This window comes from Pseudomonas sp. KK18 (assembly GCF_037094675.1).
Lineage (GTDB): Bacteria > Pseudomonadota > Gammaproteobacteria > Pseudomonadales > Pseudomonadaceae > Aquipseudomonas.
The window spans coordinates 2,773,413-2,799,013 of the sequence record NZ_CP146605.1 but is presented as its reverse complement, the minus strand read 5'-3'; the positions used below and the strand labels follow the sequence as shown (position 1 = coordinate 2,799,013).

At 63.3% G+C, this 25,601-nt stretch carries 20 protein-coding genes; 13 read left to right on the top strand and 7 right to left on the bottom strand.

Translation table 11 applies throughout. The annotated features are described in order from the left end of the window. Nucleotide 1: 1 nt before the first annotated feature. Entirely contained in the window at nucleotides 2–670 is a 669-nt protein-coding gene (locus V6607_RS12765) for an ABC transporter ATP-binding protein (RefSeq protein WP_102606250.1), read from the bottom strand. A 346-nt stretch (nucleotides 671–1,016) separates the two neighbouring features. On the opposite strand from V6607_RS12765, the gene V6607_RS12760 reads away from it, so the two are divergent. The 5 genes from V6607_RS12760 to V6607_RS12740 all read left to right on the top strand — a co-directional run bounded on the left by V6607_RS12760 (nucleotide 1,017) and on the right by V6607_RS12740 (nucleotide 6,921). Beyond that, entirely contained in the window at nucleotides 1,017–1,700 is a 684-nt protein-coding gene (locus tag V6607_RS12760; RefSeq protein WP_102606244.1) for a histidine phosphatase family protein, read from the top strand. Between the two features lie 349 nt (nucleotides 1,701–2,049). Further along, nucleotides 2,050–3,705 (top strand): lipid IV(A) 4-amino-4-deoxy-L-arabinosyltransferase, encoded by a 1,656-nt coding sequence (gene arnT, locus V6607_RS12755; RefSeq protein WP_134326224.1) that lies wholly within the window; start codon nucleotides 2,050–2,052, stop codon nucleotides 3,703–3,705. Nucleotides 3,706–3,765: 60 nt separating this feature from the next. Next, entirely contained in the window at nucleotides 3,766–5,286 is a 1,521-nt protein-coding gene (locus V6607_RS12750; RefSeq protein ID WP_102606246.1) for a glycosyltransferase family 39 protein, read from the top strand. Between the two features lie 142 nt (nucleotides 5,287–5,428). Continuing rightward, entirely contained in the window at nucleotides 5,429–6,115 is a 687-nt protein-coding gene (locus tag V6607_RS12745; protein WP_102606251.1) for a M15 family metallopeptidase, read from the top strand. A gap of 83 nt (nucleotides 6,116–6,198) precedes the next feature. Continuing rightward, nucleotides 6,199–6,921 (top strand): hypothetical protein, encoded by a 723-nt coding sequence (locus tag V6607_RS12740; RefSeq protein WP_003210282.1) that lies wholly within the window; start codon nucleotides 6,199–6,201, stop codon nucleotides 6,919–6,921. Here V6607_RS12740 and V6607_RS12735 read toward each other — a convergent pair. From V6607_RS12735 to V6607_RS12715, 5 genes are all read right to left on the bottom strand, one after another. Next, nucleotides 6,888–7,748: an alpha/beta hydrolase gene (locus tag V6607_RS12735; RefSeq protein ID WP_102606247.1), complete on the bottom strand. Its 861-nt coding sequence runs from the start codon at nucleotides 7,746–7,748 to the stop codon at nucleotides 6,888–6,890. The genes V6607_RS12740 and V6607_RS12735 overlap by 34 nt on opposite strands. 305 nt (nucleotides 7,749–8,053) lie before the next feature. Continuing rightward, nucleotides 8,054–9,634 (bottom strand): ABC transporter ATP-binding protein, encoded by a 1,581-nt coding sequence (locus V6607_RS12730; protein WP_134326223.1) that lies wholly within the window; start codon nucleotides 9,632–9,634, stop codon nucleotides 8,054–8,056. Further along, the gene (locus tag V6607_RS12725; protein WP_134326222.1) at nucleotides 9,631–10,458 is read right to left on the bottom strand and encodes an ABC transporter permease; all 828 of its coding nucleotides are present in this window, start codon (nucleotides 10,456–10,458) and stop codon (nucleotides 9,631–9,633) included. The genes V6607_RS12730 and V6607_RS12725 overlap by 4 nt, the downstream gene beginning before the upstream one ends. Beyond that, on the bottom strand, nucleotides 10,458–11,435 hold the full coding sequence (locus V6607_RS12720; RefSeq protein WP_134326221.1) for an ABC transporter permease: 978 nt from the start codon (nucleotides 11,433–11,435) through the stop codon (nucleotides 10,458–10,460). The genes V6607_RS12725 and V6607_RS12720 overlap by 1 nt, the downstream gene beginning before the upstream one ends. After that, entirely contained in the window at nucleotides 11,432–13,015 is a 1,584-nt protein-coding gene (locus V6607_RS12715) for an ABC transporter substrate-binding protein (RefSeq protein ID WP_102368663.1), read from the bottom strand. The genes V6607_RS12720 and V6607_RS12715 overlap by 4 nt, the downstream gene beginning before the upstream one ends. Before the next feature lie 339 nt (nucleotides 13,016–13,354). Between V6607_RS12715 and V6607_RS12710 the strand changes: the two genes are divergently transcribed. After that, complete coding sequence (locus tag V6607_RS12710; protein WP_134326220.1) at nucleotides 13,355–14,707, top strand: tetratricopeptide repeat protein; 1,353 nt, start codon at nucleotides 13,355–13,357, stop codon at nucleotides 14,705–14,707. A 491-nt stretch (nucleotides 14,708–15,198) separates the two neighbouring features. Here the strand turns inward: V6607_RS12710 and V6607_RS12705 are convergent, their stop codons facing one another. Beyond that, nucleotides 15,199–16,191: a P1 family peptidase gene (locus V6607_RS12705; protein ID WP_003218615.1), complete on the bottom strand. Its 993-nt coding sequence runs from the start codon at nucleotides 16,189–16,191 to the stop codon at nucleotides 15,199–15,201. A 306-nt stretch (nucleotides 16,192–16,497) separates the two neighbouring features. Here V6607_RS12705 and V6607_RS12700 point away from each other — a divergent pair, with 306 nt between their 5' ends. From V6607_RS12700 to V6607_RS12670, 7 genes are all read left to right on the top strand, one after another. After that, entirely contained in the window at nucleotides 16,498–18,936 is a 2,439-nt protein-coding gene (locus V6607_RS12700) for a TonB-dependent receptor (RefSeq protein WP_134326219.1), read from the top strand. 58 nt (nucleotides 18,937–18,994) lie between these two features. Further along, on the top strand, nucleotides 18,995–20,332 hold the full coding sequence (locus tag V6607_RS12695) for an LLM class flavin-dependent oxidoreductase (protein WP_134326218.1): 1,338 nt from the start codon (nucleotides 18,995–18,997) through the stop codon (nucleotides 20,330–20,332). Further along, nucleotides 20,329–21,246 carry a 5'/3'-nucleotidase SurE gene (locus V6607_RS12690; protein ID WP_003218619.1) on the top strand — a complete coding sequence of 306 codons (918 nt, stop codon included), beginning with the start codon at nucleotides 20,329–20,331 and terminating at the stop codon, nucleotides 21,244–21,246. Before V6607_RS12695 ends, V6607_RS12690 begins: the two co-directional genes overlap by 4 nt. After that, nucleotides 21,243–22,232, top strand: a complete 990-nt coding sequence (locus V6607_RS12685) for an LLM class flavin-dependent oxidoreductase (RefSeq protein ID WP_134326217.1) — start codon at nucleotides 21,243–21,245, stop codon at nucleotides 22,230–22,232. Before V6607_RS12690 ends, V6607_RS12685 begins: the two co-directional genes overlap by 4 nt. Continuing rightward, nucleotides 22,229–23,215 (top strand): LLM class flavin-dependent oxidoreductase, encoded by a 987-nt coding sequence (locus V6607_RS12680; RefSeq protein WP_134326216.1) that lies wholly within the window; start codon nucleotides 22,229–22,231, stop codon nucleotides 23,213–23,215. Before V6607_RS12685 ends, V6607_RS12680 begins: the two co-directional genes overlap by 4 nt. Before the next feature lie 159 nt (nucleotides 23,216–23,374). Then, on the top strand, nucleotides 23,375–24,367 hold the full coding sequence (locus V6607_RS12675; protein ID WP_134326215.1) for an LLM class flavin-dependent oxidoreductase: 993 nt from the start codon (nucleotides 23,375–23,377) through the stop codon (nucleotides 24,365–24,367). Continuing rightward, the gene (locus tag V6607_RS12670) at nucleotides 24,357–25,499 is read left to right on the top strand and encodes an LLM class flavin-dependent oxidoreductase (protein ID WP_003218626.1); all 1,143 of its coding nucleotides are present in this window, start codon (nucleotides 24,357–24,359) and stop codon (nucleotides 25,497–25,499) included. The genes V6607_RS12675 and V6607_RS12670 overlap by 11 nt, the downstream gene beginning before the upstream one ends. Nucleotides 25,500–25,601 lie beyond the last annotated feature (102 nt).

The following is a 25,601-nucleotide window of genomic DNA, read 5'->3' as shown; positions in this document are numbered from 1 at the left end:
GTCAGCGGGCGTCCGCAGCGAGTACCTGGCCGCGATGCAACACCACCTGCTGGTCAAGGCGCGCCGCGATGCGCGGGCTGTGGGTGACCATCAGCAAACTGGTCGGGCTGTCCCGCAGCAGGTCCAGCAGCAGTTGCAGCACTTCGTCACTGGTGCCTTCGTCGAGGTTACCGGTGGGTTCGTCCGCCAGCAGCAAGCCGGGGCGCGACGCCAGGGCTCGTCCTACCGCTACCCGTTGCTGCTGGCCGCCGGACAGTTGTTCGGGGTAACGCCTGAGCAAGTCACCCAGGCCGAGTCGCTCCACAAGCTGCCCTTGCCACGCCGGATCGAGGCGCCCGGCCAGGCGCGCCTGGAAGGCCAGGTTGTCTTCGACCCGCAGGCTGCCGATCAGGTTGAACTGCTGGAACACCAGGCCGATCTCGGTGCGCCGCCAGTGGGCCAACTGCGCTTCGCTCATCTGGTCCAGGTGCTGATCGCCGACCTGGATGCGGCCACGGTCGACCTGGTCGAGCCCGGCCACCAGGTGGAGCAAGGTACTTTTTCCACTCCCGGACTCGCCCATCAGCGCAAGACTGCTACGCTCTCCCAGGTAAAGGTCGACACCCGCCAGCACGGCCAGTGGCCCCTGCGGCGTGCCATAGCTTTTAAACACCCCTTGTACCTGCAGCATCACCATTCCCCACCTGCCTCTGGACTGAGGCCGAGAATAACGGTTGTCACATTTTTATGTCACAACCATGGGCAAAAGGAGCGCCCCATGACCCCCTGCAAATTTTTCACATCGATTTCACCCGGCTGCCACCTGCTGCACTTTAAATTGCCGTCCATGGGCAGATAACAGGCTGGTTATTTCAAACGCCCGTTAGTGCAAGTGAACAATTTTTTATATCGGTATGTTCAGCAAAAAGACAGCGCCCCTGTGACACGCTTTTGCATATTCCTGCATCAGCGCTACTCACTTGGCGCCTGCCTAACTTGCCGCTGCCAGTTACCGGATTAACGCCTGGAAGTTACCAATGGTGAATAGTGTGGTTGACCTGACCCTGAGCAAGTCTCGCTCGCGCTGGGCATTTGTAAAACAGCTGAACAAACTGTGGCTTGGCGTGGCAGGTATCATGATGATCAGCCTGGCAGTAACGGCGTTCATCTGGTGGCCAAGATCGCCGCTGGACCTGGGCGTGGGCCACCGCCTGCTCACCTCCGGAACCCTGGAAGCCTGGCGTAACGGAGACCTGGTGGTGCTGGTCCGCCATGAGGAACGCTGTGACCGCTCCAACAACCCTTGCCTGGGCCCGTCAGACGGCCTGACCACGCTCGGCTCGTTGTCTGCCAGTGCCGTGGGCAAGGCCTTCCAGACCCTGGGCATGGAAAACACCGACGTACTGAGCAGCCCCACCACCCGTACCGCGCAGACCTCGCTTTTCATGTTCGGCAAGGCCGAACTGTCACCCGGCCCCCTGGCCATCTGCGGCCCTGCCATCGGCGAGGAACTGCGCCCGCATAAACACGCGGACCGCAACCTGCTGGTGGTCACCCACAGCGCCTGCATCAGCGACTTCGAGGAGGCATTGGGCTACTCACACGCTGCCCATGCTGAATACGGCAGTGCATTGTTTGTAAAGCTGCTGCCCGATGGCAAGTTCAAGGCGCTGGGTATTTTGAACAGTAAGGACTGGGCCGCCGTGCTTAAACAACTTTAGAACACTTCTTAACATTTAATCATTCAAGTTCGTTCAGCAAAAAGACAGCCAGACCGTGGCATCGTCTATGGTTTTAATTGAATTTTTGTCAAAAATTTATTAGCTCACTAACTTTTCACAAGTTAACAACATGACGATGACCTTCGATGACTTATTGGACGCCACACGTTTAACGAGCTTGACTGGGGCACAGGGATATTCAGTTTCGCCCCCCCACTAACAGACTGTTTAAGGAATAACGTTCTGTGCCGCATTTCTACCCGACCACGACCACCTTCCACCCCTCGCGCATGGCTGATCCAGCGCTCGCGCTGATTCACCGTCAATACCGCTTGAGAGTGCAATAGCCATGACCCGCCTTAAACCATTGCCCGTATTACTACTGGCATTCGTGATGTTCTATCTACTGCCACTGGGCCTGCATGGCCTATGGATTCCTGACGAAACCCGCTACGCCCAGATCAGCCAGGAAATGCTCATGAGCGGCAACTGGGTGGCACCGCACTTCATGGGCGTGCGCTATTTCGAAAAACCCGCAGCCGGCTACTGGCTCATTGCACTGGGCCAGGCGTTGTTCGGTGAAAACCTGTTCGGCGTGCGCATCGCTTCCGCCCTGACCACCGGCCTGAGCGTCGTGCTCGCCTACCTGATCGCCCGCCGGCTGTGGAACGACCCGCGCAAGAGCTTCGCCTGCGCGCTGCTCTACATGAGTTTCGGCCTGGTGGCCGGGCAAGCCGGTTATTCCAACCTGGATCCGCAATTCACCTTTTGGGTCAACCTGAGCCTGGCGGCGCTGTGGTTTGCCCTCGACAGCTCCACCCCCCGTGCCCGCCTCGCCAGCTGGACGTTGTTGGGTGTGGCCTGCGGCATGGGTTTCATGACCAAGGGTTTCCTGGCGTGGTTGCTGCCGGTGCTGATCGCCCTGCCTTACATGCTCTGGCAACGTCGCCTGGGGGAACTGCTGCGCTACGGGCCGCTGGCGATTCTGGTGGCGGCCGTGGTGTGCCTGCCCTGGGCGCTGACGATCCACCTGCAGGAACCGGACTACTGGCGTTTCTTCTTCTGGCATGAGCACATCCGCCGGTTCGCCTCCGACAATGCCCAGCATGCACGTCCCTGGTGGTTCTACCTGCCGCTGATGGTGGTGTCGTGCCTGCCATGGGCGGCGCTGCTGCCGGCGACACTGTGCAAGGCTTGGAAGGAAAAGCGCCAACCGGCCATCGTCTTCCTGGCGCTGTGGTTGCTGATGCCCCTGGGCTTTTTCAGCCTGAGCAACGGCAAGTTGCCGACCTACATCATGCCGTGCCTGCTGCCGCTGGCGCTGCTGATGGGCCATGCGTTGATCGACCTGCTGGCCAACGCTCGCACCCGCACGCTGCGCGTCAATGGCCTGCTCAACTTGGGCATCGGCCTCGCCGCGATGGTGACGCTGATCTACCTGCAAATCGACCGGCCGTTGTACGGCAATAGCCACAGCGAGATGTTCAACCTGTCCCTGACGTTCATCGTGCTGATGGGCTGGATGCTCGCCAACTTGCTGCAAGCCTCCCGCCCGCTGGCGCTGTGGGCGATGCCGGCCTTGGGCATTGGCCTGCTGGTGGCGCTGTTGCCCGCCGGCATGCCGGCGGTGGTCGAAGATAACCAGATGCCTGACCAGTTCGTGCTCCAGCACCTGGACGAGCTCCAACAGACCCAAGCGCTGCTGAGCAACGAACTGGAATCGGCGTCGGCCCTGGCATGGCGCCTGCGCCGGCCGGAAGTGACGCTTTACAACACTGAAGGCGAACTGCGCTACGGCCTGCAATACGCCGACTCGATGCACCGCAAGGTGGAGCTCGACAGCGTTCAGGCCTGGCTCAAGCAGGCGCGCCAGCAAGGCCCGGTGGGCGTGCTGATGCGGGTCAGGAGCACCAGCGAAATGCGCGAAGCCGGCCAGCTGCCGTTGGGGGGCAAGCGTTATTACAAGGGTGACCTGGAGATCATCATCTACCCGCAATTGCCGTAACACAGGCGCCCTAATGTGGGGTGACCCCATTCAACACTCATCCCACATCGGAACCGCTCCATGAACTTCTGGAAAACCGAACGCGGCGCCCTGCTGCTGCTCCTGGGCGTGTCGGCCCTGATCCTGCTGCTGGGCCTGGGCGCCCGCGACCTGTGGGGCCCGGAAACCCGCTGGGCGAACATCACCCTGCAGATGCTGCAAAGCGGCGACTACTTCGACCCGTACCTCAAGGGCACCCCGTACTACGACAAACCCTTGCCGTCGTATTGGCTGATCACCGGGTTTGCCAACCTGATGGGCGGCCTGGGGCCGTGGTCGTTGCGCTTGTCATCGGTGATCTCGGCGTGGCTGAGCATCTGGCTGGTGTACCTGATCGGCGAGCAACTGTTCCGCAAAGGCACCGGCCTGATTGCCGGCTGGATGCTCGCGACCACCTTCTACTTCCTCTTCTGGGCCCGGGTGGCCACGGCGGACGTGCTGACCGTATGCGGCGTGCTCGCCGCCGTCTGGTGGTATTGGCGCGGGCCGGACGATACGCGGCTGGGGCGCTACACGGTGTTCTTCCTGTTACTGGCGGCGACATCACTGTTCAAGGGTTTGATCGGCTTTGTACTGCCGGGCCTGGTGCTGTTGCCGCACTTGCTCAGCGAACAGCGCTACAAACGCCACCTCAACCTGCGGCTGGTGCTGGCCGTGATCATTGCCGGGGCGTTCTATGCGATTCCGTTTGTGCTGTCCCACCTCTACGGCGCACCGACCTACGGTGAAAGCGGCCTGGAACTGGTGTTCCGGGAAAACGTGGTGCGCTTCTTCGACCCGTTCGACCATATGGGGCCGATCTACACCTACCTGATCTACCTGCCGGCCTACACCTTGCCCTGGGCGCCGTGCTGGGTGCTGGGCCTGTGGCTCGCCGTGCGGCATTGGCGCGACACCCCGCCCAACACCCGCTGGCTGGTGTGGGGGCTGGGCCTGCTGTTTGTGTTCTTCACCGCCAGTGGCAGCCGGCGCAGTTACTACGTGCTGCCGCTGGTGCCGTTCGCGCAGTTGCTGGCGGCGTGGTGGGTCAGTGAGCGTATCGCCCGCAAAGGCACGGTCGGCCGGGGTTGGTACCGTGGGTTCGGCATCGCTGCGGGGGTGATGCTGTTGGTACTCGGGGTGGTGTATCCGTGGACCAATGGCAATGGCGGCGTGACCCGTTTCGCCGAGGACGTTCAAGCGCAAGCAGTGAAAAGCGCGCCATGGAACGAGTGGCAGATGGTGATGGTGGAAGTCGACAACAAGGTACCGATGTACCTGCAAAATCACGGGACGCCGTTCTACTACGTTGCCGAAACCCAGGACTTCCCGCGCCAGGGCGACAGTGCGGCGTTCATGGGCTGGCTGGAAAAAACCAGCGGCCGCACCTTTGATCCCAAGCGCACAATTATTGTCGCGCAGTCCACCAAGGATGACCCGACGCCGCTGGCCTACCTGGGCAACGATCATCAGGTCATCACTACCCAGCCGGACAATGGTGAACGGTTGTTCCACAAGCGTGACGGTGGCAGCGTGGCATTTGTGCCCAACGCCGCGCCGTAGCACTGGCGGCATGGGGCGGGCATTGCTAGTGTGGCGCGCTTAAGCCACCGTCCGAGCCCGGCCCGCCATGCCCTACTCTTCCCTTTCCCTTGCCGCCCTGAGCCTGATCGTGCTCGCCACGCCGGTAGCGGCAGACACGCCGATGCCGGCCAACATGGTTTACCTGCGCAGCCTCGACCCGAGCATCGCCCAGGACATTCGCTACGCCAGCCCCCACAACTTCACCGGAGCGCCGCTGGACGGCTACAACGCAGCCGAATGCGTGCTGTCTGCCGACGCGGCAAAGGCACTGGTACGGGTCCAGGCCGAGTTGGCCAGGCAGGGTTACGGCTTGAAGGTCTTCGACTGCTATCGTCCCAGCCGTGCCGTGGCGAACATGGGCCGCTTCGCCAGCCTGCCGGGGGATCCGGCCAAGGCCGAGTTCTACCCCCGGGTGAACAAGCAGGATTTCTGGCGCCTGGGCTACGTGGCCAAGGTTTCCAACCACTCCCGGGGCGCGGCAGTGGACGTGACCCTGACCGGTCCCGATGCGCGGCCAGCCCAGGCCTGGAGCGCCGACACCGCGGCGGTGGATTGCGCCGCCGGTTACGGTCGACGCTTGCCCGATGGCGGCCTGGACATGGGCACCGGTTTTGATTGCTTCGACGAAATGGCCCACGCCAACAGCCCCCACATCAGCCAGGCGGCACGCCAGAACCGCCAACGGTTGAGCGCTGCGATGGCCAAGGAAGGCTTTACCGGTTATGCCGGCGAATGGTGGCACTTCACCTACAGCCGCAATCCGGTGCGGGCCGAGCCGATGGACTTCCCTATCGAACCGCTGCGGTAACATCACAACACAGCTTCAGCTTGATAAAGCCCGGGGCAAAAACTAGCGTTTGAGGTTTCCCTCTTTTCAAGGACTGAACGCCGTTGAACACGCTCATCAAAACCTGCGCGGCGCTGCTGACGCTGCTTTCAAACGTGGCACTCGCGCAAATCCCCGAGACCAGCCGGCAACTGATCGTGGTCACCACCCCGGGCTGGAACGCCCTCCAGGGCACCGCACAACGCTATGAGCGGCACGGGCAAGGCTTTCAGAAAGTCGGCGAACCCTTTGCCATCGTGGTCGGTAAAAACGGCATGGCGTGGGGCACCGGCCTTACGACACCCACCCCCGACCAGCAGCCCCTCAAGCATGAAGGCGATGGCAAGGCCCCGGCCGGCATCTTCAAACTCGGCGGTGCCTTCGGCTACGCTCCCACCGCTGACACCCGCTTGCCTTACGCGGCCAGTACCGCCACCCGCGAATGCGTGGATGACAGCCAGTCCAGCCATTACAACACCCTGGTGGACAGCTCGGCGGTGAACAAGGACTGGACCAGTTCCGAGCGGATGCTGCGCAAGGACCAGCTGTACCGCCAGGGGATTTTTGTCGAGCACAACACACCGGCTTTGGCCAACGGCGGCTCGTGTATTTTCCTGCATATCTGGCGCAGCGTCAGTTCGGGAACATTGGGCTGCACGGCGATGGACCCGGTGAATATCCAGGCGTTGTTTGCCTGGCTGGACCCGCGAGAAAACCCGCTGCTGGTGCAACTGCCCGCCGCGCAGTACGACCTCTACCGTGAGCGCTGGAAACTGCCGTCCCGCTGAGCTGACAGCAGGCGCTGAAATGCGGCCAATACCTCATCGGGTTTTTCCAGCATGAGTTGGTGGCCGCATTCGGGCAACAACTGATACTCGGCATTGGGCAAATGCCGGGCGAGTGCTTCGCCGCCGCTGGCCGGGGTCAGGCCGTCGGTGTCGCCGGCCAGCACACTCACAGGCAGGGTCAGGGTGAGCAGTGCATTGGCGTCTGGCCATTGGACGTTTTTCATCAGGGCCTTGAACATGTACAGCGGGTTGCGCTCGGTGAGTTTTTCTTCGTAGGCGACCAGTGCGGGGTCGGCCTTGGCGTTCCATGCCGCCTGGCGGAAACCTTTGGCCAGCAGTGGGCGCAGACATTCCAGGAGCCATGCGGGTAGACGCATCAGGCCGCCGCTCCGGCTGATGCTGTGCAGTCGGGTGCCCAGCAGCAATACGGCTTCGATGGGGATCGCGGGTTTGGCCAGCAAGGCGCTCAGGGTCAGGCCAGTGCCGAAGGAGTGGGCGACGATGAGGTTGCGGGAGCCGCCGTAGCGCCTGAGGATTTCCAGGTAATCGGCGACCAGTTCGGGCCAGGCGTAAGCCTCGGGGTTGCGGGGTTTTGCGCTGGCGCCGTGGCCGAGCAGGTCCCAGGCGACCAGACTGTAGCCTTGGGTTTTCAGGGATTGCCATTGGTGGCGCCACTGGTCCTTGTTGCCGCCGGCGCCGTGGCAGAAGAACACTACCGTGTCGGGTTGGGTGGTGCCCGCGTGATGGGTGATGCTCAGGTGACGGTTGGGGCGGATTTCCAGTGGTTGGCCCTGGATCACTGGCAGTTCGGTGAAAGAGGTCGGCATGGAGGTTTCTCAATAAGTGAAAGGGTTGAGTGTGGTGAAGCAACAGCAAAATCAAAGGCGGACACGATCCAAATGTGGGAGCGGGCTTGCTCGCGAAGGTCGTTAACGATAACGCGAACATCCTGATTCAACGCGGCGCTCTCAGGTTCTTCGCGAGCAAGCCCGCTCCCACATAAAGCGGCTCTGCTTTTGCTCTAACACTCAGGTCGCCTTTGCCGCTTTTGCAATGTGACTCGCTGTAAGAGCGAAACCATAGGTGGCCGTTACCTGAATAACGGATATGCCCCCAACCCCAACAACCCAAGTCAGATGGCCTCAGCCATCAACAACTCCCGCGTATACGGATGCCGCGCATCAGCAAACAGCGCCGCCGTCTCCCCCTGCTCCACCACCCTCCCCTTACGCATCACCGCAATCCGGTCGCACAACCGCGCAGCCACCCGCAAGTCATGAGTAATAAACACAATGCTCAACCTGAACCGCCGCTGCAGCGACTCCAGCAACTCCAGAATCTGCACCTGGATCAGCGCATCAAGCGCCGACACACACTCATCAGCGATCAACACCTTAGGCTCCACCGCCAACGCCCGGGCGATCCCTATGCGCTGCCGCTGCCCCCCGGAAAACTCATGAGGAAACCGCTCAAACGCCGCTGCCGGCAACCCCACCAACCCCAGCAACTCACGGGCCCGCCGCTCGGCATCCGCCTTGGAAACCCCCTGCACCAAAGGCCCAGTCATAACAATCTGCCCCACCGTCTGCCGCGGATTGAGCGACGCAAACGGATCCTGGAAAATCATCTGCACATCACTGCGCAACGCTCGCAGCCGCCCTTCAGACAACCCCGCGACCTCCCGCCCCAACCACTCGATCCGCCCGCTGTCAGCACGCAGCAAACGCACCAGGCACCGACCCAGGGTCGACTTGCCCGACCCCGACTCCCCCACAATCCCCAACGTCTCGCCTTCACGCAACTGCAGCTGAACCGCATCCAACGCCTGAGTCGTACGCCGCCCCCACCAACCGCTGCGGCTGCAGAACACCTTGCCCAGCGCTTCGGCCTTCAGCACCACAGGGCCAGCCACCTGCGTACGTGGCACCAGCGGTTGCGCCGACACCGCCGCCAACAACTGCCGGGTGTAATCTTCCCGGGGCACACGCAACACCGCCGGGGCCGTGCCCTGCTCCACCACCCGGCCCTTCTCAAGCACCAGCACCCGGTCGGCAATCGCCTCGACCACGGCAAAGTCGTGGGTGATAAACAACAGTGCCATGCCCTTGTCCTGCTGGATCTTGCGCAGCAGGTCGAGAATCTGCGCCTGGGTGGTCACGTCCAGCGCCGAGGTCGGCTCATCGGCAATCAACAGCGCCGGATCAAACGCCAGGGCCATGGCGATCACCACCCGCTGACGCTGCCCGCCAGACAGTTCAAACGGATACGCCAGTCGCAAGCGCTCAGGGTCGGGCAAGCCGACATAACCGAGCAAATTCACCACCCGCTGACGCCGCACCCGTGCCGCCGCCACGCCATGGGCGCGCAGGGTTTCATCGATCTGTTGGCCCACCCGCATCAGTGGGTTGAGGGCGCTCATGGGCTCCTGGAATACCATGCTGATATCCCGCCCGCGCAGTTGGCGCATGGCCTCTTCGCTGCGGTCGGCCAGGTCTTCGTCGCGAAACACCAGGCGCCCGCTTTCCACCTTCAGCGGGGCCGGCAACTGGCGCAGCAAAGCCTTGGCCAGCATTGACTTGCCGGAACCGGATTCACCCACCACACACAAGCATTCGCCACTGCTCAGTTGCAGCGACAGGTCATACAGCGCATGGCTGCGATCCGCACCGGCCGGCAAGGCGATACGCAAATGTTCAACACTCAACAACGTCATAGCGACCTCCCGGGCTCAAAGGCCACACGCAAACCTTCGCCGACTCGATTGACCGCCAGCACGCACAGCACAATCGCCAACCCCGGCAGAAAGCTCATCCACCAGGCGTCCCGCAGCAAGCCACGGGAGGCATTGATCATGTAGCCCCAGCTCATGGCTTCCGGGTCGCTCAAGCCGAGAAACGCCAGGGCCGCTTCGGTGAGGATCGCCGTGGCCATGACAAAGGTCATGGTCACCAGCAGCGGCGCCAGGGCGTTGGGCAGGATCTGCTGGGCGATGATCCCCAGCGGCGACTGCCCCAGCACCCGCGCGGCCTGCACGAATTCGCGCTGGCGCAGGGTCAGGAACTCACTGCGCACCAACCGCGCCACCGCCGGCCACGCTACGAGTGCGATGGCCAGCACGATGGAGAACAGGGACGGCTCAAGGATCGCCACCAGGATCACCGCCAGTACCAGTTGCGGAATGATCTGGAAGAACTCGGCAATGCGCATCAGCACACCATCGAGCCAGCCACCGAAATAGCCGGCGACCGCGCCGACCAGCAGGCCCACCACCAGGGTCGCCAGGCTGGCCAGCGCCCCCACGGCCAGGGACACCCGCGCGCCGTACAGCAGGCCACTGGCGAGGTCGCGACCGAGCAGGTCACTGCCCAGCCAATGGGCCGGGTCGTGGAATGGCGCGAGCATCGGCGGGCTGTTCATCTCCCATGGCGAGCTGCTGGTCAGCCAGGGGGCGGCGATCGCCAACAGCGTCAGCAGCAGCAAAAACAGCGCACCGATCAACGCCGCAGGCTGGCGCACAAAACGTCGGAAAACCAGCATCAGCCTTGCACTCCTGCACCGATACGCGGGTCGAGAAAACGACAGATCACATCGGTCAACACGTTAAAGCCCACCACCAGAATCGAGATCACCAGGAAACCGCCCATCAACACGCCGTAGTCACGCTGGGCCAGCGAGTCGTACATCAAGCGACCAATCCCCGGCCAGGAATACACCACCTCCACCAGCAACGCGCCGCTGGCCAACTGGCCCAGTTGCAAACCGGCAAAGGTCACCACCGGCAACAGCGCATTGCGCAACACATGCACGTACAAAATCCGCCGCGGGTGCAGGCCCTTGGCGTGGGCGGTGCGCACGTATTCCTGGCCAAGGGCGTCGAGCACGGCGGCGCGGGTCAGGTGGATATACAAGGCGAGGAACAGCACGCTCAACGACACGCACGGCAGCAGCAGGTGCTTGAGCCGGTCGAGCAGGGAAAAGTCCTGTGCCACCGTTTCCATGCCAAACGCCGGCAACCAATCGAGGCTGACGGAGAACAACAGGATCAGCAGCATTGCCAGCCAGAATGGCGGCATCGCATACAGCAGCAATGCGCCGTGGGAGATCACGCCATCCAGCCAGTGACGCTTCTGTCGGGCCCGGGCGGCCAACGTCCCCAGGGTGACGCCAAGCACCGACGAGAGCAAAAATGCCGAGCCCATCAGGGCCAGTGTTGCCGGCAAGCGCTCGGCAATCAGCGACCACACCGAGGTCTGGTTGCGGTAGGAATAACCCAGGTCCAGATGGGCGATATTGCCCAGGTAGATCAGCAACTGCGTGAGCAACGGCTTGTCCAGGCCCATGGTCTGGCGCAGGTGTTCGATGAACTGCACATCGTCCCCCCCCGCCTCGCCGGCCAACAGCAGCGCCGGGTCACCCGGCGCCAGGCGGATCAGTAAAAAGCCCAGCACCAGCACCGCCACAATCATTAACAGTGCCTTGAGCAGGCGACCGCTGAAATACAGCAACCCGTTCATGGTGCAGGCGCGTCGAGGTAGACGCTTTCGTAGTCTTCGTTAAGGCTGGTGGCGGTTTGCAGCAGGTTCTTCACCTCTTTGTGGAACAGTGTCGGGTAGCGCATTTCGAAGATCGGCGCGATCGGCAGGTCGGTGTTCAGCACGTTTTCCAACTGGCTATAGAGCCTGGTGCGTTCCGGGCCTTCCGGGGTGTTGGCGACCTGGGTCCACAGGGCATCGGCCTCGGGGCTGTTGTAGCCGCTGACGTTGGCAAATGGCGAAGTCTTGAGGATGTAGTCGGAGCGGTACAGGTAGGCGTTGGTCAGGTACGGGTCGCCGATCTGGAAGATGAAGTTGTAGGTCAGGTCGAAGTCCCAGTCGCTGACGCGCTGGAACCAGGTGGCGGCGTCGGACGTCACCACTTGTACCTTGAAGCCCAGCGGCTGCAGGGCTTGCTTGGTGTATTCGGCCAGGCGCTCCCAGGCACCGCCCTTCTCGCCGTTGAGCAGGCGAATCCGCACGGCGCCCACGTCCACGCCGGACTCGGCAATCAGCGCCTTGGCTTTTTTCACGTCATAGGTGTACTGCGGCAATTGCGGGTCGTGGTACGGCGAGGTGGACACGAACTGGCCGGGGGCAACTTTGCCCGAACCGAAGAAGATGTTGTCGACGATGAACTGGCGGTTCAGCGCATACAGGATCGCCTGGCGCACCTTGGGGTTGTTCAGCGGCGGCTTGCGCGTATTGATCTGCAGGAAGGCCAGGCCGGAATACAGCTCCCAGCCTTTTTCCGACGACTGCACGTCCGGCAAGGCGGTCAGGCGCTTGAGGTCGGAATAGTCGGCATCACCGCTGCGCAGCACCTGCACGTCGTTGCGCTCGAACGCCGCAGCGCGGGACGAGCCGTCCGGGATCACGTGGAAGATGATCGCATCCAGGTGTGGCAGGCCCTTTTTCCAGTAGTCGGGGTTCTTTGCCAGCTTGATATAGGCGCCGCGTTTCCACTCCACAAACACAAACGGGCCGGTGCCGACAGGCTTGAGGTTATAGGGGTTGTTGCGAAAGTCAGTGTTCTCGTAGAGGTGCTTGGGCACCACAGGCCGCAGCCCGCTGCCCAGGGCCGAGAGCAACGGCGCGAAGGGTTTCTTGAGCTGGAACACCACCTGCAGCGGGTCCTTGGCGGTGATGCTGTCGACGTACTCGGTGAAGACCCCGCCCAGGCGCTTGTCCACTTCGGGGTAGAAGGTCTGGAAGCTGAACACCACGTCATCGGCGGTGAACGCGTGGCCATCATGCCAGCGCACGTTGTCCTGCAAATCGAAGGTGTAGGTCAGGCCATCGGGAGAAACGGTCCAGGCCTTGGCCAATACCGGTTTGGGTTTCAGGTCGGTGTCGAAGGTCAGCAGGCCCTGGAGGATCTTGCCGCTGACGTACTGGGTGGACACGTGGCTGACCACGCCGTGCATCAGCGACGGCGGTTCGGGTTGGGCCACCAGGTTCAGCACCCCGCCGTCATGGGGTTGCGCCTGAGCGGTGCCGGCCAGCAGCACGGCGCCAAGTCCCAGGTATGAAAGGACACGGCGAAAAGATAAAGGGCGCATGGAGACTCCTTGACTAAGGTTTTGTCAGGGATTTAGCAAGGGCTGTGCCATGGGGCGACGGGCCGCGTTTGCGGGCATCACAGGCCTTGGCAGTGATGAAAAAACCACAGTGGCCGGGACGAGTGTGGAAAAAGCAACAGCCCGCCCTCTTGAGGAATGGTTGTGCGTAGCAGCTGCCGAGCCTTGGCGAGGCTGCGTCTGCGGTGTGTCAGGTATGCCGCCAACGCAGCCTCGCCAAGGCTCGGCAGCTGCTACGGTAAGGTTTGAAGTTTGAGGGACCCATCACTGGCACAAGGTTTGCCCGTCTAACCGCTATCTGAACCCATGAGTTTGAAGCGCATGTCACTGGATTACCTGGGCAACCCCATCGACACCCTCAACCCCGCCACCCGTCAGGGCCTGGATGATTTCGTCGGCGGTTTTCTCGGCTATCAGCCCCGTGCCGAGGGCATCCTCGCGGTCGCCGATGCCGACCCCGACTCAGCATTGGCCAACGGATTTGCCGGCCTGCTGCTGATGTTTATCGAGTCGCCCGAGGGCCCTGTGCTGGCCGAGAAGTACCGTCAGCGGGCGGCGGCGGTGAATTCCCGGCATCCACGGGCGCTCGTGTATCTGCAAGTGCTGCAAGCCTGGATCAACGACGAGCTGGATGAAGTGCTGCGCCTCAGCGAGCATCTGCTGGATCTTTATCCGCGGGACCTGCTTGCGGCCAAGCTCAACCAGTACCTGGAATTCAACCGGGGCAACTGGCCGGCGCTGCTGCGGATCGGTTTGAAAGCCACCGCCGGCGCGCCGGATATCGCCCACAGTCATGGGCTACTGGCGTTTGCGTATGAGCAGTGTCATTTGCTGGAGGAAGCCGAGGCCAGTGCGCTTGAGGCGTTGCGGTTGCAGGCGTCCGAGCCATGGGCCCATCACGCAGTGGCCCATGTGATGCTGACCCAGGGGCGTATCGAGGAAGGCATCGGGTTTCTGGAGGGCGTGAAGCAGCACTGGGACGGGCTTAACTCGTTCATGTACACCCATAACTGGTGGCATCTCGCGTTGTTTTATCTGGGGCGCGGGGAGGATCAGCGGGTGCTGGAGATTTATGACCGGCATGTGTGGGGGATCTTGCCGGAGTACTCCCAGGATCAGGTGGGCGCGGTGTCATTGCTGGCGCGGCTGGAGCTGGCCGGGATTGATGTGGGTGAGCGGTGGCAGGCGTTGGCGCCCTACCTGCAGCGTCGGGTTGGGGATGCGGTACAGCCATTTTTGAGTGTGCAGTATTTGTATGGGTTGGCCCGGGCGGGCAAGCCTGAGGCGGATCAGTTGTTGGCGGCTTTGCGCAGGCACAGTGTGGAAGCGCGGCCGGTTTGGCGGGAAGTGACGTTGCCGTTGGCTGAGGGGTTGTTGGCGCATGCCCGGGGGGATGCCCGGCGGGCGTTGGAACAGCTGGGGATAGCGTTGCCGCGGCTGAATGAGATTGGCGGGAGTCATGCGCAGCGGGATTTGTTTGCGCAGGTGGAGCTGGACGCACGGTTGCGGGTTGGGGATTGGCTTGGGGCGCAGCAGACGCTGGAATTGCGCCGGCGGTATGACGGGCTGGATGTGCCGACGAATCGAGCTTTGGTGGTGGTGTATGAGGCTTTGGGGTTGCCTGGGGAGGCGCTGCGGGCGCGGGCGCGGATTGGGGGGATATCCGTTATTTAGGTGATGGCTTGTATTGGTTCCGCTTTTGCCCCACCACTCGGCACCTCGCTTCGGCCAGCGTGGTTTAACGGGGCGCCTAAGATCAAGATCAAAAGCAGATCAACAGCACAGCGGCCTCCCGGCCGGCTTGAGTGTTGTAAATCAAAAGCTAAAGCGGGCACGGTCCAAATGTGGGAGCGGGCTTGCTCGCGAAGGTCGTTAACGATGACGCGGGCATTCTGGATGAACGCGGCGCTCTCAGGTTTTTCGCGAGCAAGCCCGCTCCCACAGAAAAGCAGCTCTGCTTTCGCTCTGTTCTTTGCTTTTAACACTCAAGCCGGCCGGGAGGCCGCTGTGCTCTTGCTTTTGATCTTGCTCTGACTGCCCCAATAAGCCCGAGGCCGAACGCAGGTATTGCGCAGCGGGTAAACCGGCAGGACGCCGGTTTAGCCGCGCCGGGCCATGGATGGCCCGTCGCGGCGGCCCGCGGAGTAACGGATATACACCCCACCCTAACCCCGCGCAGCAAACACCCCCCGAGCAATCGACCGAGCCACACAATCAGCCGCCGCCGACCCAATCCGCCCAATCTCCACCTGCCGCCGAGGCCCATCCGCCACCTCCACCGCCCCCGAAGCCAACGCAAAAACCGTATCCCCATCAAACGGCAAATGCGCCGGCCGCACCGCCCGGGCAATCCCGTCCTGCGCCATGATCGCCACCCGCTTGCACTCCGCCACCGTCAACCGCGCCGTACTCGCCACCACCACCAGCGTGGTATTGGCCCCCGCTTGCAGACGCCCCATGGAATCCAGCCGCGACAACTCCGGCATCGGATCACTGCAATCCATCTCCGTCACCGGCCGCGCCCCGCCAAACTCCCCCGCCACCTCCCAGGGCCACGCCCAGAACGTCTCGCCATCCGGCATGTAGACCGAACCAATCGGGTTAGCCACCACCAACGCGGCAACCACCAACCCATCGCCCAAATCCAGGGACGCCGTCCCCAGCCCGCCTTTCAGCACCCCGGCCATGGCCCCACGCCCGGCCCCGACAGAGCCCAGCTCAAACTCCGGACCGGCATTGGCCAGCGCCTCAAACCCCAGCCGCCGGTAAGGTGGCTCCAGGCCCCAATCCTTGTCCCCGCCATTCGCCAAATCATGCAACACCGCCGCCGGCACGATAGGAATCGCCGGCGCACCCGGCTTCAAATGCAACCCCACCTGGTCCTGGGACAACTTCGCCGCCACCGCATCCGCCGCCGCCAGGCCAAACACCGAGCCACCGGCAAACACCAGCGCGTGCAGCTGGCCCACCATGTTCTCCGGCTCTAGCGCCGCGGTTTCGCGACCACCTGGGCCTCCACCGCGAATGTCGATACTGGCAGTCCAGAAACCATCCGGGCGGATCACCGTGACGCCGGTGTCGGCGTACAGGTCTGTGGCGTGGCCAACCTCCAGGCCGGGAATATCAGTGAGGGCGTTGCGCGGGCCAGGTCTAGGCATACAGAAAAGCTTCCTTGGGTTTAGGTATGGCGGGGGGAGAGCAAGGGGTGTGCCAAGGAGGCGCTCCCCCGGCCCAGCGTACGCTAGCAGCTTCGCGAAAAAATCCCCTGCACAAAAACCAACACCCTGCCCTCCCGCCTGTTAGAAAAACACCACCCGCCCCGCAAACCCTCCAACAACTCCTTGTTATCCAAGACTTTTCAGCGATGGCACAGCCTTTGCTCTCCTGCCTCCACCAGAGCTTGAACTTAACAAGCCGTCCTCGAACAAGGCCCGTTGCCTAACCACACTGGAGTGTTGCACATCATGAATCCATCACGCGCCGCAGGCCGCCGCCAACCCGGCAAGGCTTTCGCCCATACCCTGTTGTTCCTCGCCGTGTGCGAGGCCGTCAGCTACAGCAGCCTGACCCTCGCCGCCGACGCCCCGGCCAGCGATAACCCCCTGGACACCGTCGTGGTCATCGGCAACCGTGGCCAGGCCCGCACCCTGGCCGACAGCCCGGCGCCGGTGGACGTGATTTCTTCCAAGCAGTTGCTCGCCACCGGCCAGGGCGACCTGACCCGTGCCTTGAGCAAGGTGCTGCCGTCCCTCAACCAGCCGGCCTCGTCGGGCTTCGGTTCGACCTCGATCGTGCGCCCCATCAGCCTGCGCGGCTTGAACGGCGACCAGGTGCTGGTGCTGGTCAACGGCAAGCGCCGCCACAACAGCGCGCTGCTGAACAACGCCACCTCCCTCAACTCCGGCTCGCAACCGGTGGACCTGGACATGATCCCCACCGCCCTGGTGGATCACATCGAAGTCCTGCGTGACGGCGCCTCGGCGCAATACGGGTCGGACGCCATCGGCGGCGTGATCAACATCGTGCTCAAGCAAACCGACCACGGCGGCAGCTTGTCCACCACCTACGGCCAGAACTATGAAAACGGCGACGGCGAAACCGTGCGTCAAACCGGCAATGTCGGCCTGTCCCTGCCCAACGACGGTTTCATCAACCTCGCCCTGGACGTGAAGAAACAGGACGTCTCGGACCGTTCCGATGCGGCGCCGTACACCGACAGTGCCGGCAACACCAGCCAACGCCACACCTACTACGGCACCGGCTTGCCCGAGGCGAAGAACTTCAGCCTCGGCTACAACGCCGAGCTGCCGGTCGCCGACGCGCTGACCCTGTACTCGTTCTCGACCTACACCCACCGCAACTCGGAAAAGCCCCTGGCATTCCACCAGCCGCCGTCGTTCAACGGCATCCAGACCCCGTACCCGGAAGGTATCGAAGACAACCTGCGCTTCATCGAAGACGACTTCCAGGTGGCGTTTGGCGGCAAGGGCCAGGCCGCCGGCTGGGACTATGACCTGTCGAGCACCTACGGCCAGGACCATGCCCGGGCCACCCTCACCGACACCTACAACCTGAGCTACGGCCCGAACTCACCGACCTCGGTCGACACCGGCGTAAAAACCTTCAGCCAGTGGACCAACAACCTCGACCTGACCCGCGCCTTCGACCTCGGCCTGTACAAGCCGACGCAGATTTCCTGGGGCCTGGAACAGCGCTACGAAGACTACAAGATCGGCAAGGGTGACCTCGCCTCCTACGCCAGCGGGCCGTTCGACACCGGTGCCAACGGCGCGATCATTCCACCCGGGACCATTTCCGGTGCCGGTACCACCCCGGCCGACGCCGCCGAAAAAAGCCGCATCAGCCTCGCGGGCTACGGCGAGATCGGCCAGGACCTCACCGACAAATGGCACGTGGACCTGGCCGGGCGCTACGAGCACTACAACGACGGCTCGGGCACCACCACCAACGGCAAGTTCTCCACCCGCTACCAGCTGACCCCGATCCTGGCCTTGCGCGGCACCGTCAGCACCGGGTTCCGCGCACCGTCCCTGGCCCAGCAGATCTACAGCTCCACCTCGCAAACCAGCGTCAACGGGCAACTGTTCGACTACCGCAACGTGGCGGTGAACTCCGATGTGGCCAAGGCCCTGGGCGCGACCACTCTCAAGCCTGAAAAGTCGACCAACTACAGCATCGGGCTGACCCTGCAACCCACTGACAACACCAACATCACCCTGGATGCCTACCAGATCGTGATCAAGGACCGCATCGCCCAGACCGGTTACCTGGGCGGCACGCCGCAAATCAGCGCGATCCTCGCCGCCGCCGGGCTCAACCCGAATCAGGCGGTGACCTACTTCACCAACGCCCTCGACACCACCACCCGCGGCGTCGACCTGGTGGGCGACTACCGCCAGGACATCGGTGCCTATGGCAGCCTGAAATACAGCGCCGGCTTCAACTGGAACACCACCCAGATCGACTCGATCCACGCCTCGACCGTGGCCGCCCAGGCCCTCGGCCCGGACGGTGGCTATGACCGCCAGCGCCAGGGCAACCTCAAGTACGGCTTGCCGCAATCCAAGCTGCTGCTGGGCACCACCTGGACCTACGACAAGGTTGAAACCAGCCTCAACCTGACCCGCTACGGCTCCTACACCGAGTACGGCACCGCCGAGATCTACGACCGCAACTTCGCGCCGACCTGGATCACCGACCTGAACATCGACTACCACCTGACCAAGGCCGTGACCCTGAATGCGGGGGCCAACAACCTGTTCAACAAGTACCCGAAACGCACCGACCTGGTAAGCAGTTCCGGCGGCTTCCCGTACGGTACCTTTTCGCCTTACGGCACCACCGGTGGCTATTGGTACACCGGCGTGACGTACGCCTTCTGACCCAGCCCGCGGGGCCGGTTCGCCGGCCCTGCGCCTGACCTTTTGCGGGAGCCTGTCCATGACCCGACGTACCGATCAACTCAAGCTGGGGGCCTTCCTGGCCAACAGCGGCCACCATGTATCAGCCTGGCGCCATCCCCTGGCCCAGGCGGATGCCAGCCTGGATTTCGAGCACTTCAAACACATCGCGCAAACCGCCGAGCGCGGCAAATTCGACGCCTTGTTCGTCGCCGACGTGGTCGCCCTGTGGGGCCATCATCATGACGCCCTCAGCCGCACTGCCCGCGCCGAACACTTCGAACCCTTGACCCTGATGGCCGCTTTGGCAGCCGTCACCAGCAACATCGGCCTGATCGCCACCGCCACCACCAGCTACAACGAGCCGTACCATATCGCCCGCAAGTTCGCCTCCCTCGATCACCTGTCCAAGGGGCGCGCCGCCTGGAACCTGGTGACCTCGGTGGTCTCGGATGAGGCCTGGAACTTCGGCCGTGAAACCCATATCGACCATGGCGACCGCTACCAGCGCGCCGAAGAATTCCACGACGTGGTCAAGGGCTTGTGGGACAGCTGGGACGACGACGCCTTCACCCGCAACAAGGCCAGCGGGGAGTATTTCGACCCGGCCAAACTGCACACCCTGAATCATCGCGGCGAACATTTTTCCGTACGTGGCCCACTCAACGTCGCCCGCCCTCCACAGGGCCATCCAGTGCTGGTGCAGGCCGGTGCGTCGGAACCCGGCAAGGCCCTCGCCGCCCGCGTTGCCGAGCTGATTTTTGCGGTCAGCCATGACCTGGCCGGCGCCCAGGCTTTCTATCAAGACATCAAGCAACGCGCCGCCGCCTTTGGCCGTGACCCCGACCACATCAAGATCCTGCCCGGTGTCACCCCGTTTATCGGCGAAACCCGCGAACAGGCCCAGGCGCTGTTCGAAGAATTCCAGGCCCTGGTGGACCCGGTGCTGGGCCTGCGTTTCCTGGCCGACACCCTGGGCGATGACATCGACCTGTCGGGCTACGACCTCGACGGCCCGCTGCCGGAAACCCCGGTAGGCCAGCGCGGCAGCCGCCGCGACAAACTGCTGGAACTGGCCCGCAGCCAGAACCTGAGCATCCGCCAGCTGTACCTGCACCTGACCGCCGGCAACCCGGTAATCGGCACCGCCGAAGACATTGCCGACTTCTTCGAGCAGTGGTTCGAAGCCCGTGCCTGTGACGGGTTTAATGTGTTCTTCCCGTACTTCCCAGGCGGCATCGACCTGTTCGTCGAGCAGGTGATTCCACTGCTGCAGCAACGCGGGCTGTTCCGCACCGAATACGAAGGCACCACCCTGCGGGAAAACCTCGGCCTGCCGCGCCCGGCCAATCGCTTTACCCAGGGAGCCACACCATGAAGCGCAGCGCATGGATGCTGGCAGTCGGCAGCCTGTTCGTCTCGAAAGCCTTTGCCCTGAACATTTTGCTGAGCAACGACGACGGTTATCAGCACCCCAATATTCGCGCCCTGTACACCGAGCTCAAGGCCCAGGGGCATACGGTGCGGATTGCCGCACCGCAGGCCGACCAGAGCGCACGGGGCGGTGCGTTTTTCTTTGGTCGCGAAGTCACCGTTGGCCATGACGACGACCCGGCCTACCCCGACAGTTACTACATCAGCACCACTGAAAACGGCGTGTGCCAAAGCCCCGAATGCGCCGGCAAAGACGTGCAGATCGAAATCAGCGGCACGCCGGTGATGGCCTTGCTGATGGGCCTGAAAAAAGTCATGCCCCACCCCGACCTGGTGATCGTCGGCCCCAACCCCGGGAATAACCTGGGGGCGATCAACAGCGCTTCCGGCACGTTCAACGTCGCCAGTGTCGCGGTGCAGGCGGGCATTCCGGCGCTGGCGGTCAGCACCGATTTGAAGGAGGCAGACCCACAACGCGCGGCGCAACTGGTGGCGAAACTGGTCAATGCCCTGGACCAGCATCGCCAGCCCGACGGCGCGCTCTTGCCCAAGGGCCTGGGCCTGAATATCAACCTGCCAAAAGACCCACGGATCAAGGGCGTGAAACTCACCCGCATCGGCAGCTACGTGGGCTTTGAAGCGGTGTACACAGACGACCTCAAGCAATTCAAGCTGCCGGGCAAACCCGGCATCGGCTTCCAGTACAGCCCCGCCGCCACCGCCGAGCAGCAGAAGCAGGATGAGGCGGTATGGCTCAACAAGGGTTACTTGACCATCAGCCCGTTCAGCGGCCTGCCGGAGTCGATCAACGCCGGCCCCGCCCTGCAAAAACAACTGGCCCGCGAGGTGCAGCCATGAGTTCGCGTTTTTCCCTGGGGTTTCTCAGCCGGGTCTACAGCCCCGGCTTCGAGCCCAAGGTCTACCGCGACACCGTGGAGTTGTTCAAGGTCGCCGAAGAGCTGGGCTTTGACAGTGGCTGGGTGGCGCAGCATCACTTCGCCAGCGAAAACGGCCGCCTGCCCTCGCCCCTGGTATTGCTTGCCGCCATCGCCCAGCGCACCCGGCGGATCAGCCTGGGCACCGGGATTATCGTGTTGCCCCAGGAAGCGCCGCTGCGCCTGGCGGAAGACGCCTCGGTGCTGGACCTGTTGAGCAATGGCCGGCTGGAGCTGGGCCTGGGTGCGGGTTTTGATCCCGACACGTTCACCGCATTCGGTCGTGAGCCTGAGGCGCGCCACCGCGATTATGAGCAGCACCTGCAACAGTTGATCCATGCCCTGGGCAACGCCCCCCTGACCGACAGCGGCTCGCGCCTGTTGCCACGGGCAGCCGGCCTTGGGCAGCGAATCTGGGAAGCCACCTCACGGGTGGAACGGGTGGCCGAGCGCGGCCACGGCCTGATCATGGCGCCCAACCCGCACCTGCCGCCCGAAGCCGGGGTAGAACTGGTCAAGCGCTATCGCAACGCCTGGACCGGTGACAACGGCACCCCGCCCCGTGTCACCCGGGTACAGGCGCTGATCCCGAACCCGGACGCCGCCACGCGCAACGATATCCAGGCCTACGTGCAACGCCAACAGAGCATCGGCGTGTACAAGGCGCCGGTGGATGATGATTTCGACGCCACCCTCAGGCGCCTCGGCATCCTGCACGGCCCGGTCGAGCAGATCATCGAGCAGTTGCAGCAAGGGCCAAGACTGACGGCCAACGACCACCTGGTGCTGCAAGTACAGACCGCCAGCACCCCGCTGCGGGAGGCGATCCGTGCCCTGGAAATCATCCGCGAACAGATCGCCCCGGCCCTGGGCTGGCAACCGACACTGCCCCAAGGAACCCTGACATGAGCTTCAAACTGGGCTTTCTCAGCCACGCCTTTGGCGACGATCCACAGCAGGTCTACCGCGACCTGATCGAACAATTCGAAGTCGCCGAGGCCCTCGGTTTCGACGGTGGCTGGATTGCCCAGCACCACCTGAGCAACGGCTTTGGCCGGCTGCCGTCGCCGCTGGTATTGCTGGCGGCGGTGGCCGAGCGAACCCGGCATATCGAACTGGGCACCGGGGTGATCGTGCTGCCTTTCGAAGACCCGATCCGCCTGGCGGAAGACGCCAGTGTGCTCGATGCCCTCAGCGGCGGCCGGGTGCAATTGGGCCTGGGCAGCGGCGGCGCCAACCTCGACAATTTCAGCGCGTTTGGCCGTGATGCCGTGCAACGCCAGGTCGATTTCAGCGAACACCAGCAGCAGGTCCAGCAGTTACTCGACGGCGAGCCGTTGACGCCCCACAGCGCGCTGACCCTGCAACCGCCAGCAACCGGCTTGAGCAGCCGCTTGTGGCACTCCCACGGCAGCCTCGAAGGCGCGGCATACACCGCCAGCCAGGGCAACGGCTTGCTGCTGGGCACCGCCACCCACGATCCGCTGACGGTGCAGAAACCCCTGGCCGATGCCTACTTGAATGCCTGGACCCGCACCGATCGCCCACCGAGAATCGGCGTGGTGCGGGCAATTTTCCCGGCATCGGATCGCGCCAGTGCCCAAGCGGAACTGGCGGTGGATATCGAGCGCCACATCCCGCGCCTGCAACGCGAAGGCCTGATTGATCAAGCCGTGGACCTGCAGGAGCACCTGCGCCTGATGAACGTGCACCACGGTCATCCCGACGAAGTGATCGCCAGCCTGCAACAGGACCCGTCCCTGCTGCCCTATGCTGACTACGTGATCGCCGTGGTCCAGGCCGAAAGCTCGACCCAGGCGCAGATCCTCAAGCGCCTGGAAATCATCGCCCGGGACATCGCCCCGGCCCTCGGATGGCGAGGACGAGAGTAGGATGATCAAACGCCCTGAAAGCGTCAGCTCCCGTAGCAGCTGTCGAGTGAAACGAGGCTGCGTAGCGGTGTGTCAGATACACCGCGAACGCAGCCTCGCCGGGGCTCGACAGCTGCTACGACGACGCGTGATGCTGATGCCAAACTATGGAGCCCGTGTATGCCCCTTGAATTCAGTTGGTTGATGCCCCTCTGTACCCCCGACTGGGCGGCGCGGCCGGGGCAGTGGATCCAGCTGGCCCAGGCGGTGGAATACGCCGGCATCGACGGCCTGTGGATCCCCGGCGGCGCGCTGTGTGCCGACAGCCTCGGTGTGGCGGCGGCGTTATGCGCCCACACCCGACGGGTGCAATTGTCGGTGAGCGTACCGCCGGAAGTCATGCTGCCGGCGGCCCTGGCCACCACCCTGCAAAGCCTGCAATCGATCAGCAGCCACCGGGTGCGCCTGCACTTGCCCGACGGCGAACAAGGCAGCCTGCGCAGTGCGTTTGGCGAATGGCTGAACCGCGACCAGCGCAGCGAACGCATCGGCGAATACCTGGAGATTCTCCAACAACTGCTGGCATCGAATGACGGCGGCCTGGATTATCAAGGCCGCTATTTCCAACTGGAAAACGCCGGCGTCGCCCGCCGCGAACTGCCCGCGCCGCCACTGGTGCTGGACGACAGCCAAAGCCACGCGCTGGTGGCCGGCCACGCCCAGGTCTGCCTGTTGCGGCCTGGGCATCCGCAGTGGCTGGCCCAGGAAATACAACGCTGGCGCCAGCTTCAGCCGGGCCTGGCTTTCGCCTGTACCTTCGGCCTGGTCATCGGCGACAGCGAGGACCTGGCCTGGGAAACCGCCGCCGCCCTGCTGCCGACCCAGGACCTGCCCAACCACCGCATCGCCACCGTGCCCCGCGACCGTCACCCGTTGCGCCAGTGGGAGATCCACCCGAACCTGCTGCAACTGCACCCTGGCCAACCGTTGATCCTGGTGGGCACGCCCCGCCAAATCGCCACGCGCCTGCAGGAACTGCACGGCCTGGGCCTTGGCCACATCATCCTGCAAGGCGGCCCGGCGGTCGGCGAAGTGCTGCGCTTTGGTGAACAGATCCTGCCGCTGCTTTTTCAACACGGCCTGCGCAAGGAGCGCCTGCACCATGAACACTGAGGTTCGCCCCCCGATCCAGCTCGACTGGTTCCTGCCCACCAATGGCGACGGCCGCCACCTCACCAGCAGCGGCCTGCCCAAGGTCGGGCTGTTCCAGCAAGGCGAACGTGCCCCCACCCTCGATTACCTGCGCCAGATCGTGCGAGCTACCGAACAGGCCGGGTTCGACGGGATCATGGTGCCCACCGCCAGCGGTTTCGAGGATCCGTGGCTGATTACCGCGGTGCTGGCCCAGGAGGTGCGACGGCTTAAATTCCTCCTGACGTTGCGACCAGGCATGGAGCTGCCGGCCTATACCGCCCACCGTGCGGCGACCTTGCAATTGCTCAGCGAGAATCGCCTGGCGTTGCATGTGGTGACGGGGTCCAGCCGTTTTGAGCAGCGTTCGTTGGGGGACTTTCTCGAACACGATGAGCGTTATGCGCGTACTGCGGAGTTTTTGCAGGTGTTCCAGGCGGTGTGGGCTGGCAAGCAGCCGGCGCATCCGGGGCGCTACTACCGCAGTGGGATCAACACGCCGGTGGCGCCTGGGGCCGAGGTGCCGGCGATCTATTTTGGGGGTGCCTCCGAGGCTGCCGAGCAGGTGGGGGCTGCCCATGGGCAGACGTACCTGATGTGGTGTGAGCCGCCGGCGATGATTGCCGAGCGGGTGCTGCGGATGCGTGAGTTGGCCGCGATGCAGGGGCGGACGTTGCGCTTTGGGTTGCGCTTGCACATCTTTGCCGATCGCACTGACGAGGCGGCCTGGGCGCATGTGGAGCGGCTGTTGGAGGAGATACCCAAGGACGCCATTGACCAGGCGCAGCGGCAGATGGCCAAGTATGAATCGGTGGGGCAGAGTCGCCAGACCGAGTTGATGAAAGGCCGTGGGCGTGGGGCGCGGGAGCTGGAGGTTTCGGCCAACCTCTGGGCCGGTGTGGGCCTGGTACGGGGCGGGGCCGGGACGGCGCTGGTGGGGAGTTATGAGCGGGTGGCGGAGCGGATCGAGGAGTATCACCAGCTTGGGGTGGACAGCTTTATTCTCTCGGGGTTTCCGCATCTGGAAGAGTCGATTCATGTGGGGGCGGAGGTGTTGCCTTTGTTGCGCAGGATTGGGGCTTCGGGGAGGGATGTTGAGGTGGGTCGGGGTTGATTGAGTACATATCCGTTTCTTCGGTTATGGCTGATATTGGTTCCGCTCTTACAGCGGCTCACTTTTGAAAAGCGCAAAAGTAAGCAAAACGCTCTTGCCCCA

What these genes read in the sequence shown, in the direction of transcription:
- V6607_RS12765 (WP_102606250.1), bottom strand. Translation starts at nt 670, where the DNA reads ATGCTGCAGGTACAAGGGGTGTTTAAAAGCTATGGCACGCCGCAGGGG.
- V6607_RS12760 (WP_102606244.1), top strand. Translation starts at nt 1,017, where the DNA reads ATGGTGAATAGTGTGGTTGACCTGACCCTGAGCAAGTCTCGCTCGCGC.
- arnT (WP_134326224.1), top strand. Translation starts at nt 2,050, where the DNA reads ATGACCCGCCTTAAACCATTGCCCGTATTACTACTGGCATTCGTGATG.
- V6607_RS12750 (WP_102606246.1), top strand. Translation starts at nt 3,766, where the DNA reads ATGAACTTCTGGAAAACCGAACGCGGCGCCCTGCTGCTGCTCCTGGGC.
- V6607_RS12745 (WP_102606251.1), top strand. Translation starts at nt 5,429, where the DNA reads ATGCCGGCCAACATGGTTTACCTGCGCAGCCTCGACCCGAGCATCGCC.
- V6607_RS12735 (WP_102606247.1), bottom strand. Translation starts at nt 7,748, where the DNA reads ATGCCGACCTCTTTCACCGAACTGCCAGTGATCCAGGGCCAACCACTG.
- V6607_RS12730 (WP_134326223.1), bottom strand. Translation starts at nt 9,634, where the DNA reads ATGACGTTGTTGAGTGTTGAACATTTGCGTATCGCCTTGCCGGCCGGT.
- V6607_RS12725 (WP_134326222.1), bottom strand. Translation starts at nt 10,458, where the DNA reads ATGCTGGTTTTCCGACGTTTTGTGCGCCAGCCTGCGGCGTTGATCGGT.
- V6607_RS12720 (WP_134326221.1), bottom strand. Translation starts at nt 11,435, where the DNA reads ATGAACGGGTTGCTGTATTTCAGCGGTCGCCTGCTCAAGGCACTGTTA.
- V6607_RS12715 (WP_102368663.1), bottom strand. Translation starts at nt 13,015, where the DNA reads ATGCGCCCTTTATCTTTTCGCCGTGTCCTTTCATACCTGGGACTTGGC.
- V6607_RS12710 (WP_134326220.1), top strand. Translation starts at nt 13,355, where the DNA reads ATGTCACTGGATTACCTGGGCAACCCCATCGACACCCTCAACCCCGCC.
- V6607_RS12705 (WP_003218615.1), bottom strand. Translation starts at nt 16,191, where the DNA reads ATGCCTAGACCTGGCCCGCGCAACGCCCTCACTGATATTCCCGGCCTG.
- V6607_RS12700 (WP_134326219.1), top strand. Translation starts at nt 16,498, where the DNA reads ATGAATCCATCACGCGCCGCAGGCCGCCGCCAACCCGGCAAGGCTTTC.
- V6607_RS12695 (WP_134326218.1), top strand. Translation starts at nt 18,995, where the DNA reads ATGACCCGACGTACCGATCAACTCAAGCTGGGGGCCTTCCTGGCCAAC.
- V6607_RS12690 (WP_003218619.1), top strand. Translation starts at nt 20,329, where the DNA reads ATGAAGCGCAGCGCATGGATGCTGGCAGTCGGCAGCCTGTTCGTCTCG.
- V6607_RS12685 (WP_134326217.1), top strand. Translation starts at nt 21,243, where the DNA reads ATGAGTTCGCGTTTTTCCCTGGGGTTTCTCAGCCGGGTCTACAGCCCC.
- V6607_RS12680 (WP_134326216.1), top strand. Translation starts at nt 22,229, where the DNA reads ATGAGCTTCAAACTGGGCTTTCTCAGCCACGCCTTTGGCGACGATCCA.
- V6607_RS12675 (WP_134326215.1), top strand. Translation starts at nt 23,375, where the DNA reads ATGCCCCTTGAATTCAGTTGGTTGATGCCCCTCTGTACCCCCGACTGG.
- V6607_RS12670 (WP_003218626.1), top strand. Translation starts at nt 24,357, where the DNA reads ATGAACACTGAGGTTCGCCCCCCGATCCAGCTCGACTGGTTCCTGCCC.